This is a genomic window from Paenibacillus sp. MB22_1, assembly GCF_047200555.1.
Taxonomy (GTDB): Bacteria; Bacillota; Bacilli; order Paenibacillales; family Paenibacillaceae; genus Fontibacillus; species Fontibacillus phoenicis.
In genome coordinates, this window is sequence record NZ_JBLADV010000001.1 from 1,285,465 (window position 1) to 1,302,553 (window position 17,089).

General features: G+C 53.2%; 16 protein-coding genes. All 16 read left to right on the plus strand.

What is annotated here, in order from left to right:
- The 16 genes from rnz to ACL02P_RS06030 all read left to right on the plus strand — a co-directional run bounded on the left by rnz (position 1) and on the right by ACL02P_RS06030 (position 17,074).
- Complete coding sequence (gene rnz / locus ACL02P_RS05955; RefSeq protein ID WP_009226207.1) at positions 1–939, plus strand: ribonuclease Z; 939 nt, start codon at positions 1–3, stop codon at positions 937–939.
- 209 nt (positions 940–1,148) lie between these two features.
- The gene (locus tag ACL02P_RS05960) at positions 1,149–1,958 is read left to right on the plus strand and encodes a TIGR01457 family HAD-type hydrolase (RefSeq protein WP_412836950.1); all 810 of its coding nucleotides are present in this window, start codon (positions 1,149–1,151) and stop codon (positions 1,956–1,958) included.
- 64 nt (positions 1,959–2,022) lie between these two features.
- Positions 2,023–2,841 (plus strand): Fpg/Nei family DNA glycosylase, encoded by an 819-nt coding sequence (locus tag ACL02P_RS05965; protein WP_260070322.1) that lies wholly within the window; start codon positions 2,023–2,025, stop codon positions 2,839–2,841.
- A complete protein-coding gene (locus tag ACL02P_RS05970) occupies positions 2,831–3,685 on the plus strand; it encodes a deoxyribonuclease IV (protein WP_412836951.1) in 855 nt (284 codons plus the stop codon). Before ACL02P_RS05965 ends, ACL02P_RS05970 begins: the two co-directional genes overlap by 11 nt.
- Before the next feature lie 52 nt (positions 3,686–3,737).
- Positions 3,738–5,117, plus strand: a complete 1,380-nt coding sequence (locus ACL02P_RS05975; protein WP_009226203.1) for a cyclic-phosphate processing receiver domain-containing protein — start codon at positions 3,738–3,740, stop codon at positions 5,115–5,117.
- 182 nt (positions 5,118–5,299) lie between these two features.
- A complete protein-coding gene (locus ACL02P_RS05980; protein ID WP_009226202.1) occupies positions 5,300–6,823 on the plus strand; it encodes a serine/threonine-protein kinase in 1,524 nt (507 codons plus the stop codon).
- Positions 6,824–6,843: 20 nt separating this feature from the next.
- Positions 6,844–7,800, plus strand: coding sequence for an SAF domain-containing protein (locus ACL02P_RS05985; RefSeq protein WP_009226201.1), 957 nt, complete (start codon positions 6,844–6,846; stop codon positions 7,798–7,800).
- Positions 7,801–7,819: 19 nt separating this feature from the next.
- On the plus strand, positions 7,820–8,533 hold the full coding sequence (locus ACL02P_RS05990) for a hypothetical protein (protein ID WP_009226200.1): 714 nt from the start codon (positions 7,820–7,822) through the stop codon (positions 8,531–8,533).
- On the plus strand, positions 8,530–9,375 hold the full coding sequence (locus tag ACL02P_RS05995; protein ID WP_009226199.1) for a hypothetical protein: 846 nt from the start codon (positions 8,530–8,532) through the stop codon (positions 9,373–9,375). Before ACL02P_RS05990 ends, ACL02P_RS05995 begins: the two co-directional genes overlap by 4 nt.
- A gap of 13 nt (positions 9,376–9,388) precedes the next feature.
- On the plus strand, positions 9,389–11,266 hold the full coding sequence (locus ACL02P_RS06000; RefSeq protein WP_036646067.1) for an ATPase, T2SS/T4P/T4SS family: 1,878 nt from the start codon (positions 9,389–9,391) through the stop codon (positions 11,264–11,266).
- Entirely contained in the window at positions 11,256–13,346 is a 2,091-nt protein-coding gene (locus ACL02P_RS06005) for a hypothetical protein (protein WP_323076585.1), read from the plus strand. The genes ACL02P_RS06000 and ACL02P_RS06005 overlap by 11 nt, the downstream gene beginning before the upstream one ends.
- A 24-nt stretch (positions 13,347–13,370) precedes the next feature.
- Positions 13,371–13,862, plus strand: a complete 492-nt coding sequence (locus tag ACL02P_RS06010) for a hypothetical protein (protein ID WP_009226196.1) — start codon at positions 13,371–13,373, stop codon at positions 13,860–13,862.
- Between the two features lie 27 nt (positions 13,863–13,889).
- Positions 13,890–14,354: a hypothetical protein gene (locus ACL02P_RS06015; protein ID WP_009226195.1), complete on the plus strand. Its 465-nt coding sequence runs from the start codon at positions 13,890–13,892 to the stop codon at positions 14,352–14,354.
- Positions 14,355–14,364: 10 nt separating this feature from the next.
- On the plus strand, positions 14,365–14,907 hold the full coding sequence (locus ACL02P_RS06020) for a hypothetical protein (protein ID WP_009226194.1): 543 nt from the start codon (positions 14,365–14,367) through the stop codon (positions 14,905–14,907).
- Complete coding sequence (locus ACL02P_RS06025) at positions 14,894–15,892, plus strand: hypothetical protein (RefSeq protein ID WP_009226193.1); 999 nt, start codon at positions 14,894–14,896, stop codon at positions 15,890–15,892. Before ACL02P_RS06020 ends, ACL02P_RS06025 begins: the two co-directional genes overlap by 14 nt.
- A gap of 114 nt (positions 15,893–16,006) precedes the next feature.
- Positions 16,007–17,074 (plus strand): thiazole biosynthesis adenylyltransferase ThiF, encoded by a 1,068-nt coding sequence (locus ACL02P_RS06030; RefSeq protein ID WP_009226192.1) that lies wholly within the window; start codon positions 16,007–16,009, stop codon positions 17,072–17,074.
- Positions 17,075–17,089 lie beyond the last annotated feature (15 nt).

Consider the following 17,089-nt stretch of genomic DNA (forward strand, 5'->3'; position numbering starts at 1 on the left):
ATGGAACTTTACTTTTTAGGGACAAATGCAGGGGTACCGTCCTTGGAGCGGAACGTGACTTCAGTGGCGTTGCGTCTGCTGGAGGAGCGCCGTTCGCTCTGGCTGTTCGATTGCGGTGAAGGCACCCAGCATCAGATCCTGCGTTCGCCGCTGAAATTAAGCAAGTTGGAATATATTTTTATCACCCATCTGCATGGTGATCATTTGTTTGGCCTGCCCGGGCTCATTTCGAGCCGTGCTTATCAGGGCGGGGATACCCCCTTGGTCATTTACGGTCCCAAAGGACTGAAAAAATTCGTAGAAACGGCGCTGTCGCTCAGCGAATCGCGGATTAACTATAAGCTCGAGCTTGTGGAGCACCAGGGCGGAGTCCTCTTCGAGGACGATTCGTTTCGGGTTGAAGCGGCGCTGCTGGAGCACCGGATTGACAGTTACGGGTATCGGGTGATCGAAAAAGATCTGCCGGGGAAGCTAGACTCCGCTGTGCTGGAGCGCTGCGGCATTCGTCCAGGCCCGCTGTACGGCAAGCTCAAACGCGGTGAAAGCGTGGTTGCACCAAATGGCGAGACGGTTCATGCGAAGGATGTGCTGGGAATGCCCAAAGCCGGCCGGATTGTCACCATACTCGGCGATACGCGTCCGTGTGAGTCCGTGTTAACCTTGGCTCAAAACGCCGATATGCTGGTGCATGAGGCGACTTTTTTGCATGAACTGGCGAAGACGGCTCATGACTATCACCACAGCACGGCAAAGCAAGCGGCAGCAGCCGCCAAGGAAGCCGGTGTGCAGCAGCTTCTGCTGACCCATTTTAGCTCGCGTTATAAATCAGACGATCAGCTGCAGCGATTAGAAGAAGAGGCATGTTCCGTCTTCCCTGACTCGCACCTAGCCCGGGAGCATGTCCTATATCCGGTGGCACGGCGCTGCGGGCGGAAATAATTATTTTCCGGGAAAGCGCAGGAACTGACAGGGCATTTCAAAGTTTGCCAAGGGGAACAAGTCCGGTTTTTGTCACTGTTCGCGATCGTTCGACGCCAAACGGCGGGGTCAAACTCTGAATTGACATTTCCCCCAGTTCTAGAACGGGAAAATTTGCCTGCCCCGGGGTTCCTAGGTACAATAAATAGAGACACGGTCGTATCGAAAGGATGAGGATTTTGCCAAAGGGTTGGAAGGCCTATCTCATTGATTTAGACGGCACGTTATATCATGGGCCCCAAATGATTCCCGGTGCGGACGAGCTGATCTCCGCCTTACGCGCGCAGCGAATCCCTTTTCTGTTCGTGACGAACAATTCTTCGCGGACACCGGAGGAGGTCGCCGCGCATTTGGAAGCGATGGGCATATCGGCCCAGGCGGAAGAGGTCTGTACATCGGCCGTGGCTGCAGCCAAGTATATTGCCGAAGAACAGCCTGGCTGTAAAGTCGCAGCCATCGGTGAGGCGGGTCTTACAAAGGCGTTGGAGGAAGCCGGATTGCAGTTAGTTCTGGAACATCCGGACGTGGTGGTGCAAGGCATCGACCGCCAATTTACATACGAAACGTTAACCCGGGCTGCCCGCTGGATTCGGGGCGGGGCACGTTATATCCTAACCAATCCGGACTTGCTGCTGCCCTCTCAAGAGGGCTTAATGCCCGGAGCGGGAACGATTTCTGCAGCGATTCAAGCTGCATCGGGCGTAAAGCCGACGGTGATTGGCAAACCGGCTGCACCGCTCATGGATTTTGCCATCGCGCGGCTAGGCTTGGAGGCTTCGGAAGTAGCGGTGATCGGGGACAACCTCAATACCGACATCGCTGCAGGGAAGCATGCCGGCTGCGGTACCATTCTGACCTTAACCGGCGTCACCACGGCTGATAACCTGCCAGATTACGTGAAGTCCTCCGGTGTAGAGGCGGATGTGGTGTGCCGCGATCTTGCGGAAGTCCGTGAACGAATTTGCGGAAATAGCGGATGACCAAGTTTTATTTTATGAGATGAACTAATGAACGAACTTATACGGATGAAGGGAAAGATGTACCATGCCGGAATTGCCGGAGATGGAAAATTATCGAATACAGCTGTCTCAGCATATTTTGGACCTCCCAATTACGGGAGTGAACGTCGGCCGGGAGAAATCCGTGAATTTGCCGGCTGCAGACTTTGCACGAGAACTGATGGGAAGACAGGTCATCTTCATTGAGCGTCGAGGCAAGAACCTGTTGTTCCATCTGGATAATGGACGAAGATTGTTGCTCCACTTAATGCTTGGCGGATTGCTGTACCTTGGCTCCAAGGAGGACCGTCCGGAGCGGAGCACTCAGGTGGAAATCACCTTTGGTGAGAAGCTTGTCCTGTACTTCATCGGGCTGCGTCTTGGTCATTTACACTTGCACAGCGCCAAGGAGGCAGAGGAGCTGCTTTCGCACCTGGGGCCGGAGCTGCTGGACCGGCGGATGAACGAAGAACGGTTTACCGCCCTGCTGCGCAAGCGGCGGGGGAGTCTTAAGACGACCCTTGTCAATCAGGACGTCATTGCCGGCATTGGCAACTGTTACGCGGATGAAATTGCGTTCGCAGCCGAGCTGTTGCCGATGGCCAAGCTGCAAAATTTCAGCGATGAAGATTTTTCACGATTGTATCAAGCGGTTCGGGATGTGCTTATCGAGGCAACGGAGGCTGGCGGTTATATGGAGATGCCGTTAACCCGGGACGATCAGCTGACCGGGGGGGCGAACGAAATCTGCAGGGTGTACGACCGGGAGGGAGAGACCTGTCCACGCTGCGGAGATACCATCGTCAAAGCGGAAATGAACGGACGCAAAGTGTTTTACAGCCCGGGCTGTCAGCATGACCGATAAGGTGAAGGTTGGGGGACACATTAGCATACGAAGCGGTTACCTTGGGGCTGCCAAAGCCGCGCTGCAGATGGGGGCCGGCGCTTTTCAGTATTTTCCCAAAAATCCGCGGAGCCTTGCGGTCAAAAGCTTTGATCCGCGGGACGCGGAACAATGCCGAACACTATGCCAAAAACACGGCCTGGTGTCCATCGCGCATACCCCTTATCCCTGCAATCTCGCGATCAGCAAGGACGCCGACGGCGAGGCGTACAGTCGAGTCGTACAGTCGTTGCGAAATGATCTGGAAATCGCTGAAGCGTGCGGGTCGATTGGGATTGTGGTACATTTTGGCACATTTAAGGCAGGAAACCCCTTACAAGGATACCAAAATATTATACAATGTATTAATGATGTGCTATCCGGCTGGCAGGGTTCGGCGAAGCTGTTAATTGAGAACCAGGCCGGTGATCACGGCGACATGGGGATGACGATCGAGGAATTGGTCCAAATCCGCAAATTGTGCCGGGATTCGGAGCGCATCGGCTTTTGCCTCGACACCTGCCATGCTTTTGGGGCGGGGATGTGGCGGGGTGAAGGGGATGAGAGCTTTGCGGCCAAAGCCAAGGAGCTAAAGTTCTGGGACGGTCTCTGCGCCGTTCACCTCAACGATTCAAAATACCCGGTATTATCGCGAAAGGACCGTCACGCCCGTGTGGGCCAGGGCCATATCGGCGAAGCCGGCTTTCGCTGGCTGCTGCAGATCGACGCGATTCGGAGAACCCCGCTTATCTTTGAGAGCGAAACCGGGGAAGACGGGACCTACAGAGAGGATATGGAGCGAGTGAGACGGTGGGCGGAGGCCTAGAGATAACCGGACTCCGCTTGGAGTGAAATACCGCGGGAAAGGAAGAACACTATTGATTCATGTATATATGGACGATTTTCGCCGATGTCCGCAGGGATTTACATTAGCGCGCACCGTCGAGGAGTGTCTGGAGCTGCTTCGCTTGACGGAGGTAGACATCTTATCGCTGGATTACGATATGGGGCCGGATGAACCTAACGGTACGGAATTAGCGGCTGCTATGGTGCGGGAAGGGCTTTTTCCCCGTGAAATTTATCTTCATACCTCCAGCATGTCCGGAAAAAAGAGCATGTACGAAATCCTCTATCAAGGCTTGCCGGAGCATGTGAAGCTGCATAATGGGCCAATTCCGTTCGAACGGTTGGAGGAAATCGCCCGAAATTGCAAGGTGCCGCCGCAATCGAAATGGATATGCACGGCGAATCACGGCTTTGCTCCGTATGCCCAGGAGGAGCTGCGCCGCATATTTGGCAGCGTAAAGAGCACGATGCTGGTTCCCGGCGAAGTTTTTGCCGCTTCGCTGCAGGCGATGCCGGAGGACGTGCAGCAGCGGCTACGTCAGGATCCGCCGATTTTTTTGCGGCATGTATTTCTAGTTGATTGGGAATGGTGTCCGGGGGAATCGGAAGAGGTGAATCCAGAGCAATGGCTGGAACCGCTGCGCAAGTATTTGATGGCGGATTTCCGGCTTCCGGGTGCGAAAATTGCCGTGCAAGCACGCAAATCGGACGGCGGGCTATGGCCGGGAACCGCGCCGGAGCTGAAGGACCGTCTGCAGGAATTACTGCAAGACGTGTCTGTTGGGGAATTCGTGGTGCGGGATGCCGATTGGATCATCTCGGTGTTTGCGGGGCAGGATCGGATTTTTGCCGGTGTCGCGCATCCGCAGGATAACCTCTCCGACTGGAACGGCGGTGCGATCCGCTTCCGGAAGGAGGAGGGACAGATCTCGCGGGCGAAGTTCAAGTTGCTGGAAGCTGAAGCTACGTTTGGAATCCCGTTTGAATCGTTCCACGAAGCGCTGGATATCGGCGCGGCACCCGGGGGCTGGACTTCGTTCCTGCTGGAACGTGGTTTGAACGTCACGGCGGTGGATACGGCGAAGCTGCATCCGTCATTGTTATCTTCGCCTAAGCTGACATTTTTGCAGCGCAATGCGAACCGGGTGAAATTTAAGGAAAATCAATTTGATCTGTTGGTTTGCGACATGAGCTGGAGTCCGAAATTGACGGCCAAGCTCGTGACCGAGCTGCTATACGCGTTAGTTCCGGGGGGAACTGCCATCGTGACGGTGAAGCTGCTGACGAAGAAACCGATGGCATTGATTCAGGAGGTTATCACTCAGTTTGAGGAGGCCCGGCTGCAAGTGCAAAGAGCAAAGCAGTTGTTTCATAACCGGGATGAAATCACGCTGTATATGATTAAATATTAATGGAATAAATTAATGGTTTTAAAAAAAGCTTTACATTTGTCGCCAGCCGTTCTATACTAATTCCAAAATTATACATTGAACGCGATTAGGGAAAGCATCCCCAGTCATTTTTTATCGGCCGCATGGCCGGGAAATGACGGAGAGGAGGCTTTCCTTTTTTTGCGTTCAGGAAAGGAGGAGTTATGGCGAGGTTCGTTTCCAAACTCGTTCCTGGCGACTTACTGGCCGGACGTTACCGGATCGAACAACTGATTGGTCAGGGGGGCATGAGCCGGGTGTATCTCGCAGAGGACATCAAGCTACCGGGAAAGACTTGGGCGGTCAAAGAATGCTTGAACGTACCAGGAGCACCGGTGTCCGTCGCTAAGGAGGTCAAGCTGCTGATAACGCTAAATCATCATCGGCTGCCGCGCATTGTTGACTTTATCGACCCCGACCGGGACGGACATTCCTATATCGTGATGGACTATATCCAGGGCGTACCTTTAGATCAATTTATTCGCGCAAGAGAAGGGCGGCTGCCGCTGGAGTTGATTATCCGATTTGGTCTGCAGATCGCGGAAGGGCTGCGTTATCTACATCGGCATGAGCCTCCAGTGATCCACCGCGACGTCAAGCCGGCCAATCTGCTGGTTGACGACAAAGGCGAGCTGCGGTTTGTAGATTTTGGCATCGCTAGAACCTATTCGGCTAGGAAAACGGAAGATACGGTGCAGCTTGGAACGGTTGGCTTCGCGGCGCCGGAGCAATATGGTGATCGCCAAAGCGACGCGCGTACCGATCTGTATTCTTTGGGGGCAGTTCTACTTTATATGGGAACGGGGGGCAGACATACGGTGTGGACATCCGATGCGGCGGCGGCATTACGGGAACATGGCCGCGAACGGCTGCGTCCTATCGTGTCCAAACTGTTGCAGGTTCGCCCGGAGGACCGGTTTGCCTCGGCTGAGGCGGTAAGTGAGGCCTTGGCCTTATTGTTGCGGGGGTTATCAGATGCGACTTCGGCGAATTCAGGTTCGAATGCCCGAATGGCTGAAGTCGTAGCGTACAACGGTCGCCCGGCATTGGTCAGTGTCATCGCTGCCTCAGCCGGGGCCGGTGCAACCCATACCGCCATTGCACTCGCCCACACGCTGGCGCGCAGCATGAAGAGGGTTGCGGTCGTGGAGATGGATCCTAAATCATCAGCCTTTGTTCGGTTAGCTCAACTTCTGGAAGGGGATGAATACGCAGTTGATCTGAACAAGCGAGGGCGGTTTCACATTGGTCAAGTGGTTTATGCCAAGCTGACCTCCCGTGCCGACTATCTCTCCATGCTGTCGGAAGGTTTCGGATGCATCATCTGTGACCTGGGGACGGCCCGCAGCAAGGAGCTACTGGAGGAATTCCGCCGCGCAGACTTGTCCATCGTCGTTGGTGCTGGCGCGGAATGGAGGTACGGGGAGCTCGAACGCTTCGTCGAAGCCTTCAACGTCAAAGGTCAGATCCCTGTATCTTGGAGGATCTGTGTGCCGTTCGCTTCGGCCGCCAGCTTGCGGCGGATTCGCAGGGAACTTCACTTTAAGAGCGTGTATGCCCTTCCTGCGGATCCTAATCCGTTTGATCCCGGGCCGTCGATTTCGGCTGCTCTGCAGGAGGTTTGCGAGCATCTGCTCATGAAGAGCAAACGGCCAGGACTCAGACTGCGAATGAAAGCTAAACCATAGAAAGGGAGTGCTTTAGACTAATGCCCAGATTAAGGCAAAAAACGAAGCAAATGCTGTTATCCGGATTGGTTGGTGTTGTTGCGGCAGGCGCGCTGTTTACGGGGTATACCTTCGTGCGGGAAAGACATGTTCATGCTGAGAGGAAAGCCCTTATTCAGGATTATGAAGCCCAGTTGGCCAGCTTACGTGATCAGGCACAGCAGCGGACAGTTCAGGGATGGGTACCTACACGGGATATTCCTGCCGGCAACCGCATTGCGGCAAGCGACTTAAAACGGGTGGAGCTTCCTGCAAATAGCGTGCCAGCGGACCTCTTTAAATCGCAGGAAGCCATTGCAGGGAAGTACGCCAAGATAGCGCTGCGTTCGATGACACCACTGACGGAGGCACTCGTCTATGAAGAGGCCCCGGTCCCGGACGATTTACGCTGGCGGGAAATGGCGTTTGTTCAGCTTCCGCAAGTTTTGAAGGTGAACGATGTCATTGATATTCGCATTCAATTCCCGACGGGCCACGATTATATTTTGCTGTCCAAGAAGAAAGTAGCGGACCTCAGTTCCGATACGATCACGGTGACGCTGGATGAAGCGGAAATTCTCTCGTTATCCAGCGCGATTGTAGACGCTTATTTACATAAGGCCTCGATATACGCACTCGCTTATGTCGAGCCAAATTTGCAGAGCAAGCCGGTCCCGACATATCCAGTGAACGAAGGCGTTATGGAGCTGATTCGCAAAGATCCGAATATCGTGCAGAAAGCGGAACAGACGCTGAATCTCAGCAATATGGCCCGAAGCGGCTTGGAACGGGATCTATCCGTCATGTCACCACAGCGTGCCAGCGAATTTGCACATAGTCAGACAACCGTTTCGCGTTCGCAAACAGAGGTTCGGGGCGCTGATCAACCCGCTGGCAACATCGTTTCGGATGGAACATCTGGGGACAGTGACCGGTTTGAGCTCGATCCAGCGAAATGAGAGGAGGAAATGAATTGGCATGAAAAGATGGTTGTTCGTAGGGAAGAGCGATAAACGTGACCTGTTACTTTATTTAAGCAGCGTTTTGGCTGCGTCCGGCTCTAAAGTATTGCTAACGGACGGCACGGAGAACAGTAAGTACCGATATTCGATCGGGGATGGAGATTCATATCTTCCGTTAACGGAGTTTTACGGCTTTGATGTCGCTACTGGAACGTCGGGCTTTATGAGCACGATCTCCATGAAGACGAGCAGCGAAGACTCATCTGCAGCATACGATTACGAATTGCTGGACATCGACACGCTAAATGGCCTCACTCCTGAACGGTTGATGTCCGCAAATGAAATTGTATGGGTCACCACTTTCGACCGTTACGAGGTCGAGGTAAGTGCGCAGTGGTTCCGCAGCTTGTTTCAACTTTGGCCGGAGCTGCGGGGGCTGACCGTTCGACCGGTCTTTATCCGCACGGTCGACAGCGGGGTGAACAGCCATTATATTCTGGGCCTGTTAGAAGACCTCCCGCTGGAATGGCGCTCCGAAGCACTCTGTATCCCGTGGGACGAGTCAAATTGGGCTGCTCACTTGGAAAACGAACATTTGCAGCAGTTGCGCCTCCGGAGCTTCTCCCGTTCCTACAAAAGGGCACTTCGCCAACTGCTTCGTGAGCTGGCAGGCTGGGATCACACCGTCGCTAAACGTGCTGTGCGCAAAGCGGAAAGGAGACAAGCATGAGCCGCTTTGTGTTTTGGGATGGCGGTCTTGGCGGCGCCGCCGAAGCTGCTGTGTCTACCGCCGTTACGTTAGGGCTGCGAATTCCGCAGCGACTGCTCCTGCTGAATGAAGGGCCAACTGGACGCGGCTTGGAGGAAGGGATCGGACAAACCGTACGTTTGCACAGCGATACCTTCGGAGAGGGGGCTGTCCCAGAGCATGGTCTTGATGCGCTGCTGCGTTTGCAGTCAAGCGGACGATTAACGGCGAGCAACTTGAGCGATTATACCGTTCCGCTGCTGCGCGGACGCCTTGATCTAGTGTGCGGGACGCGGTTAGCGGACTCGGCTAGGAAGGAACTAGATAACGAGGGCATCGCTGAAATATTGGCGATTGCCGAACAATCGTACGGATGCCTGATCCTTCAGGCACAAAACCGGCGATTAAGCGAGGTGCTGCAGGAGCAGCGCGAAGGAGATGTTCTAGTCGCTGTGTTGCCGCATCGACTGGGAATCATGGATGAATGGTTTGCGGATGTTGCTTCTTATCTTGGCGAACCGAACAGAAAATTGCTTTTCGTCATTTCGCCCTTTGATCCCCGGTCCCGCTGGGGACTAAACAATCTGAAGCGGCGCTATTCCGGCGTGCAAAGGCTGATCGGGATTCCGTATCATACCGGGTTCTCGGATGCCTGGAATGCCCGGAACATCTTAGCGTATTTTCGTCAAACTCCGATCTGGTCGAAACGGAGGGGAGAGCGTGAGCTTCTACTGAAAGGATACTACGAGCTCGGAGACATGCTGATGGAAATGGCGGCAGGAACTACTAGTGCATCCATTTCACCGAAGGAAAGGGGGGCGTAAAGTGAATGGGCTGATGAACGGGTTAATCATCACGCTTCTTGTCCTGGCGGTACTGATCTTTTTGTGGCGCAAGGCCAACATGACGGGACCTGGGAGAGTGGAGCGTCCAACTGGGCAGGATCGCTTCGAATGGTCAGCTATTGTAACCTACATCAAAGAACGGTTGCATGAACTTAGCCGTACGAGCGGATTGGATTGGGGATTAAGCGAGGAAGCATGGAACCGTAAAGCGAAAGCGCGTGCGGAGCTTCGTCAAGCGCTTCGTGGCTGCGCGTATGGGGATCCGAAGGACAAGCAATATATTAAGTCGTTTATCCGCGACATGTTGGCAGGAGATTACGGAATCAACGAACACAATATCGACCGGATCTTGCCTTTTCATCGCCAGGAGCTGTTAACAGCCCAAGACCGCTTCGATATCTTGTTGTACCTTTACAAGCAGCAGTATGGTGCCGACGGTCTAGCGCAAATGATCGAAGACTATGCGCTGGATGAAGCGAAACCGCCAAAAACGTCTGAGGGTTCCCCCGTATACGAAATTACCGGTGAGGACATTGACCGTATCTTTTTCTTAGAGTATCGCCCCCTGACGTTTCAGGAGAAGCTGGATCTCGTCGTCCAGCGGGTTTACCAAATGTATAAGGGCTTCTCGGTGGTGGACGAGCTGCGGGAGATGCGGATCGACGGACTGAGCGGCGGTGTAAGCGGGATTCCAAGCGGATATGGGGCGGTTGAGCCTTCCTCTGGCATTGGCCATAGGTACGAGGGGAACGACAGGTTTTTGTTTGCTGTGGATGAGGATGGGGAGCAACTGACCCGTTCTTGGGAGAGCGTCTGGATTTTCTATCGAGGTAAGAGTATCCGCCTGTCATTTCTCTCCTTTGGCAGCGAAGCGGAGTTAAAACGCGTTTGTCAGAACATCTATAAATTTAATCTGCCAGGCCAACTATCAGAGGTTAACGGATATAAGGTGAACGAGATGCAGGACGGTTCGCGGATTGTGGTCGTCCGGCCGCCATTTGCAGAGACGTGGGCTTTTTTCGTGCGGAAATTCGATATGATTGGCACCTCGTTGGAGCACTTGATCCAGGGGGAGAACGCCGAGCTGCCGATCGGGCTGCTGAAATATTTCATGAAGGGCAGCCGGATTACTTCCATTACGGGTTCGCAGGGATCAGGCAAAACAACGCTGTTGATGGCGATGGTCAAGTATATCTATGCCGCATATACGTTGCGTGTGCAGGAAATGTCCTTTGAGCTGCATTTGCGCCGCTTGTACAGCGGACGCAACATTTTAAGCTTTCGGGAGACCGATTACGTGAGCGGGCAAGCAGCATTGGATCTGCAGAAAAAGACAGACGGTACCGTCCACATCCTAGGGGAGGTCGCCACGGACGAGGTTGCCGCCTGGATGGTGCAGATGGCGCAGGTAGCCAGCTTGTTCACTATTTTTACGCACCATGCCAAGACGTTTCGCGATCTAATCGAGTCGCTGCGCAATTCGCTGCTGAAAACCGGTGTGTTTCGCGACGAACGAGTCGCTGAGCTGCAGGTTGCTACCGTTATTGACTTTGACGTGCACCTGCGCCGCGATATGACGGGACGGCGATATATCGAGCGGATCACTGAATGCTGCCGCCGGGAGCCAGAGAACAGGGCGGGGCAGGAAGGGCAGGGTTTCCAACCAGCGGCGGGAGGTCAATTGACTTCAGTTCATCATGCCAATTATGAGGAACGGGTGATCATGGAATACCGAAATGGCCGTTATGTTGCTGTGCAACCGATATCTCGCCAGACCCGAGAGGCTATGGCCCGGGAGATGCTGCCGGAAGACGCCGCGGAATTTGAACGGTTTGTTGGCTCGTATTGGGGGGAGAAGGTTGGAGCTTAAGTCGATCCTGCTGATCGTGTTGGGAGCATCAGTCCTTGGCGGCATCGGATTGTATGCTGTCGGTCAATGGCTCGGAAGAAAGGAAAATCCGTTATGGGTAGATGCTGGGAGTACGGTTGGTGCCTCTCCTAAGCAAACGCTGGGCGGGATTCGGCAATGGTTTACAGCGTTCCTGCTTAAGTCGTATGCCGCTTGGATGAAGGTGCCTCCGTTAAGGTATTATGCTGGAAAAATCCGTATGCGGCTCGCGCTTAGTTATCCCCAGGACGAGCTGAAGCTAAGGCGACAAACGATGAAGCTCGCTTATGGGATCACAGGGTCATTCGCTGGATCGATCGCCATCTTAACTGCGATGCATCCCGACGTGTTGTTTGTTCTGTCGCTTCTGATCACCGCTGTCGTCCTGCAAGACCTGCTGATCGATGGTTACGTCAATCGATTAGAAGTCAAGCTGCTGGAGCAGCTGCTTGATTTCTTCGCTGCCGTTCGGCATGCGTTTCACCGGCATGGCATGGTACCTGATGCGATTGAGGAAGCCGGCGAAGCGACGGGCCGTGAAATCGGGGTTCATGCCCATTGGATTAGCGAGGCGCTGGTTGATGCTGACCCGGACACCGCTTTGGAAAAATATTATGAGAAGGCTCCCAGCCGGTATTTGAAGGCCTTTGCCGGCATTTCCCGGCTGGTATCGGAGTACGGCGACCGGAAACGCGCGGAAGGTTCCATGTACCTGCGCGGCATCAGCCGCCTGACCGGAGAAGTTCAATTGGAGCTCATCCGCAGAAGACGGTTGGATTATTTGCTGAAAGGACTGCATGTCATCGCTTTAGTGCCGGTCTTTTTTACGAAGCCGGTTGAGATGTGGGCCAGGGGACATTTCCCGTTAATGGATGCGTTCTATTTAAGCAAAGCAGGGATGTTAATCAAAGCGGTCCTATTTCTGACCATTCTGCTCAGTTATGTTCTGCTGCAGAAGCTGAAGAATGAAGAAGAAACAGCTTATCGAGCCAAGCCTACAAACCTATCATGGGAAGCCAGGGTCTATGCGCACCGAATCCTTGGCCGTTTTTGCCGCCAGTTCGTTCCGTCGCCCGAATCCGTAGCCTATCATCGAATTTCTCAGCTGCTAAAGGAGACGAATCATCGGCTTCGGATCGAAGCGTTTCAGGTCAGACGAATCAGCATTTTGGGATTAAGCTTCGTCCTTGCACTCGGGGGATTCCTTGTGCTTCATCAGCTTACGAAGCAGCGGATTTTGACGGAGCCTCCAGCCGTATCCACCTTTTTTGGCGCTTTGCCGAAGGACACCGTTGATGCCGGACGACAGGAGGCTGCACGAGATGCTGCGGTCATGCGTCAATTGGGCATGTCAGCAAAGGCTAGCTACGATGAAGTCTTCCGCTCCGTCTCCAAAATGCTGGAGGATGCAGAAGAGGGGAAGGCCCATGAAGAGTTATCAGAAGCTACCCACAGAATCCTAGACAAATTGCAGCGCTGGAATCAGGAATATCTCAAATGGTGGGAGTTTGGTTTGGCCTTACTAGCCGGATTGGCCGGATACTACCTGCCGCTATGGATGCTTTACTTCCAGCGTTGGATGCGATTGATGGACATGCGGCATGAGGTGTATCAGTTTTTGGCGATGATTGCGATCCTGCGGGAACTGGAGCGGATCTCCGTGGAAGAAATCCTAGAATGGCTGGCCTCTTACGCGGTGATCTTTCGGGAGCCATTGCATAAATGCCTCTTGAACTACAGCTTTAGCCCTGAGGAAGCGCTGCTGGAGCTGAAGCGGGAGGTCGTTCTGGAGGAATTCCAACGGCTGGCGGACAAGCTGCTGCTGGCGTCGGAGAAGCTGTTGGTTGCCGATGCCTTTGACGATCTTGACAGCGATCTGTCCTATCAATTTGAGCGGAGACGGTTGGATTACGAGAAATCGCTGGATATCAAAGCGAATTGGGGGCGTATGATTGGCTTTACTCCCATGTATGCTCTGGTCTTCGCTTATTTGGTGATTCCTCTAATTTGGATGAGCTTTGAACAAATGAACTTATATTTTGAACAGCTTCAAAAATTTTAAAAAAATTTAAGGAGGCATTTATCCATGAACAACGCTTCATCCGCACTAAAGGTTGCAGCCGGGATCTTTTTGACAATAGCTTTGATTACGATTGTAGTTATCTTGTTTGTTTCTGCTCAGGAAGCGACCAAAACGGCGCAAAACAGCTTCTCCGATATCCAGACGGAGCTGTCCCAAGCCTCGTTTACCGTCTATGACGATACGACCGTCAGCGGTTCGCAGGTTACCAATGCATTACGGAAATTCAAGGATCGCGATCAATTTGGCATCTTGGTGAAAACCGGGAAGAACAGAGGCGGGGAATGGTATGGAGATATCCTGAACGTTAATGAATCTGAGTCTTCGGAATATTACGGTGCGGTGATCAATCATAGCAATGCGCCGATTAGTAATGCCTGGGACGAGCGGCTAAATGAATATGTCAATCCGAGCGGCAAGTTCAAGGCGAAGGTGGTCAAGGACAGCTCGAATGTGGTTCGAGGATTGATATTTACACAGACAACGCTACTTCCGTAATGGGAAAGGCTGGAGGCATCATTTAAGGTGATCAATCATGTAAAAAGTCTGGTATGGCTGCTTTTCTCCGTCAGCTCTTTTTTGGCCGTTGCCATCTATATGCTGGACATCGGAGCGAATCAGAACGCGTCCTATGACGCGCTCGCGGTGCAGCTACACGGCGTTGGACGCAGCGTCTACGCGCTTGAAGGAAGTGTGCTCACAAGCGAAACAGGGGAGAGATCCCGCGATGATGATCCTCTGGGGGACACAAGCGGCGGATTAAGCGGGAATGATCTCCTTCATCGGATTCCGGATTGGATTGAGCTCGGCGTAGAGATCGAGGTGAATGGGGAAGTTTTGAATACCGTCCCATTTGGTCTATTGGAGGATGTGTTGGAGCAAAGCCGTAAACGCGCTCTGGAAGTATTGGATTTACGGGCGAATTACAGCATTGAACATAGGTTTGATTCATCAGGGAAAGAAGTTCGGGTGATTATTCAAAGAAAGTAGGTTGCAGTGAATGGTAAACGCCTTGTCGAAAATAACGGCTGCGCTGCTTGCCGTGCTGCTCCTGTTTCTGTTTCCAGCGTTGCAGGCTGCGCAGCGCCAGGAGGATCTCCGATATTTGGCGGCGTACCATACGTTGGTACAGTTTGCGGATGCCGTGCGGAACAAAGGGTTCGTCACGCCGGACATGTACGAGGATTTTGTCCATGAACTGGAGTTATCCGGAGGATGGTATGAGGTTGAGCTGGAGCATCGTCATAAGATCTATCACCCGGAATACGGCGATCCGGCTGACCCGGGAACTTTCTTAGGTGATTTCAGCGTCGTATACAATGCTTACTATACCTCAGATATTTTAAAGGTCCTGTTTCCATCCGGAACAGGGCAAGAAGGTGTCCCGTACAAGCTAGAGGAAGGGGACTTCTTCACCGTTACAGCCTACGACCGCTCCCGGAGCCCGCTGGATATTCTTTCGGAGTTTCTATATAACAGTGCAGGGAAGAAGGGACCGTCTTTACTCACCTACGGAGGTATGGTGCTCAATGAAGATTACTGACTGGGCCGTGATCTTTGTCATCATTATTGCTCCAGTTGTTTGGCTGGGCGGGCTGCGAGCGGAAAATTTACGGGAGGTTAACCGGCTTGAGACCCGATATACGGCCGCCTTGCGCACGGCGGTTCAGGATGCAGCGGCTTTGTTAAACCGGAACGAGCTGCAGCAATTCGAGAGCGGGTACGGATCCTCGAAATGGATGCGGGCGGATAAAGAGCAAGCCCTTGCCGCACTGCTTCGGAGCTTGTCCTTGAATTTCGGCGTAGCTGACGATCCGGCGGGACAGCAGTCGCTTCTAGCTTATATCCCGGCGATCGTTGTCATGGACTATGACGGCTATTTTCTGTATGCAGCGGACATGGATCTGAGCAGTGATACGTGGACTTACCGGTGGCAGGACAAAAAGCCCTATACATATTTAGACGCAAGCGGGAACAGTATCGCGTTTACGTTGGATAGGAACGTGACGGCTTACGATGCAGCGGCGAACCACTGGGTCAGCGGGCTGCAAACCGAGATTAAGTCCGAGATCTCCATTCCGCTGCTGCAGAATGAGGAAACCTTTGATGCCGTTCGGCGTGCAACGATCGTCCGCCGGATTGAAGAGGATCTGGCCCGGGCGATTCGCGCTCATAATCGGATTGCGGCAAAGCTGGGAGTGGATTATACGTTTACGCTGCCGGTGATCCCGCAGGAGGAGTGGAATAATACGTTAGATGATGTCGGAATCCTGGTGTTTCTGCAAGGCATTCCGGTAGGTGATCGCTACTATAACAACTATGCATTCGGCGGGGGAAGATTAGACCTGGCACCGGCGATCGTTGGAGCAGTTGATCCGACCACGGGGTTAAAATATTACTATCGAATGACCTGTGCTCGTGCCTCGGAGTTAGGTTATCGCGAAGAGGAGATCTTCCCGAATGAACGTGCTGCGGCCGAAAACGGGTATTTTTCGCTGGATTGTAGAGCATTCGAACCTGAAGAGTGAGGGGAACTCCTTTGAATTCTTGCCCTATCTGTACTATGCTTGAAACAAACCATCGAAGCGGTTGTTTCACCGGATTCGATAAGAAGACAAGCATTGGCGAGGGGAGTGCGGAAATTGGAGAGAACGCATACTGAGCAACAACTGCAGCATGAACGCCAGCAACCGGATCGATATTCCCGGCAGCGATTGTTTGCACCGATAGGTCATGCGGGCCAAGACCAGCTTGAACAAGCGAAGGTGTTAGTCGTTGGAGCTGGGGCGCTTGGCACAGGGATCGCTGAAACGCTCGTTCGCGCAGGTGTCGGACATCTGGTGATCGCCGACCGGGATTACGTGGAATGGAGCAATCTGCAGCGACAGCAGCTATTTTCTGAAGCGGATGCGGCCGGACGAGTACCGAAAGCGATCGCGGCCAAGCAACGGTTAAATGCAATCAATAGTCAGGTGCGCATCGATGCCCATGTGATGGATGTTGATCCGGAGGAATTAGAAGACCTCATTCATGGCGTTGACCTCATCATGGATGCTACGGATAATTTCGATACGAGATTGATGATTAACGACATCTCGCAAAAATATCGCATTCCCTGGATCTACGGCGGATGCGTAGGCAGTTACGGAATAACTTACACGATTTTGCCCGGCGAAACGCCTTGCTTGAACTGCTTACTAGGGACTGTACCGCTCGGCGGAGATACTTGCGACACCGTAGGGGTGATCCCGCCGGCCGTACAAATGGTCGTAGCCCATCAAGCAACGGAAGCATTAAAGCTGCTCACCGGAAATACGGAGGCGTTACGGGGCACATTGCTGACCTTTGACCTGTGGCGAAACGAGCAAACCTCAATTAAAGTGGGCACAGCCAAACGGGACGATTGCCTTTCTTGCGGAAGCGAAGCCACCTACCCGTATCTGTCTGCGGCCGGCAACCGAAAGACGGAGGTGCTTTGTGGCAGGGACACGGTGCAGATTCGTCCGGCAACAAAACGGAAGCTTGAACTGCAGGAGATGGCAATGAGGCTGGAACGATTGCAAGAGGGGAAGGTGGAGGTAAATCCGTTCTTGCTCTCTTTTACAATCGATGAAAAGCGGTTGGTCTTGTTTGCGGACGGGAGAGCGTTAATTCACGGTACGCAAGATCCTTCAGAAGCCAAAACCATCTATGATCGCTATATAGGTTAAGGATCAACATGATCC

Excerpts from the sequence above, each read along its gene's own strand:
- rnz (WP_009226207.1), top strand. The coding sequence starts at position 1 with ATGGAACTTTACTTTTTAGGGACAAATGCAGGGGTACCGTCCTTGGAG.
- ACL02P_RS05960 (WP_412836950.1), top strand. The coding sequence starts at position 1,149 with ATGAGGATTTTGCCAAAGGGTTGGAAGGCCTATCTCATTGATTTAGAC.
- ACL02P_RS05965 (WP_260070322.1), top strand. The coding sequence starts at position 2,023 with ATGCCGGAATTGCCGGAGATGGAAAATTATCGAATACAGCTGTCTCAG.
- ACL02P_RS05970 (WP_412836951.1), top strand. The coding sequence starts at position 2,831 with ATGACCGATAAGGTGAAGGTTGGGGGACACATTAGCATACGAAGCGGT.
- ACL02P_RS05980 (WP_009226202.1), top strand. The coding sequence starts at position 5,300 with ATGGCGAGGTTCGTTTCCAAACTCGTTCCTGGCGACTTACTGGCCGGA.
- ACL02P_RS05985 (WP_009226201.1), top strand. The coding sequence starts at position 6,844 with ATGCCCAGATTAAGGCAAAAAACGAAGCAAATGCTGTTATCCGGATTG.
- ACL02P_RS05990 (WP_009226200.1), top strand. The coding sequence starts at position 7,820 with ATGAAAAGATGGTTGTTCGTAGGGAAGAGCGATAAACGTGACCTGTTA.
- ACL02P_RS05995 (WP_009226199.1), top strand. The coding sequence starts at position 8,530 with ATGAGCCGCTTTGTGTTTTGGGATGGCGGTCTTGGCGGCGCCGCCGAA.
- ACL02P_RS06000 (WP_036646067.1), top strand. The coding sequence starts at position 9,389 with ATGAACGGGTTAATCATCACGCTTCTTGTCCTGGCGGTACTGATCTTT.
- ACL02P_RS06010 (WP_009226196.1), top strand. The coding sequence starts at position 13,371 with ATGAACAACGCTTCATCCGCACTAAAGGTTGCAGCCGGGATCTTTTTG.
- ACL02P_RS06020 (WP_009226194.1), top strand. The coding sequence starts at position 14,365 with ATGGTAAACGCCTTGTCGAAAATAACGGCTGCGCTGCTTGCCGTGCTG.
- ACL02P_RS06025 (WP_009226193.1), top strand. The coding sequence starts at position 14,894 with ATGAAGATTACTGACTGGGCCGTGATCTTTGTCATCATTATTGCTCCA.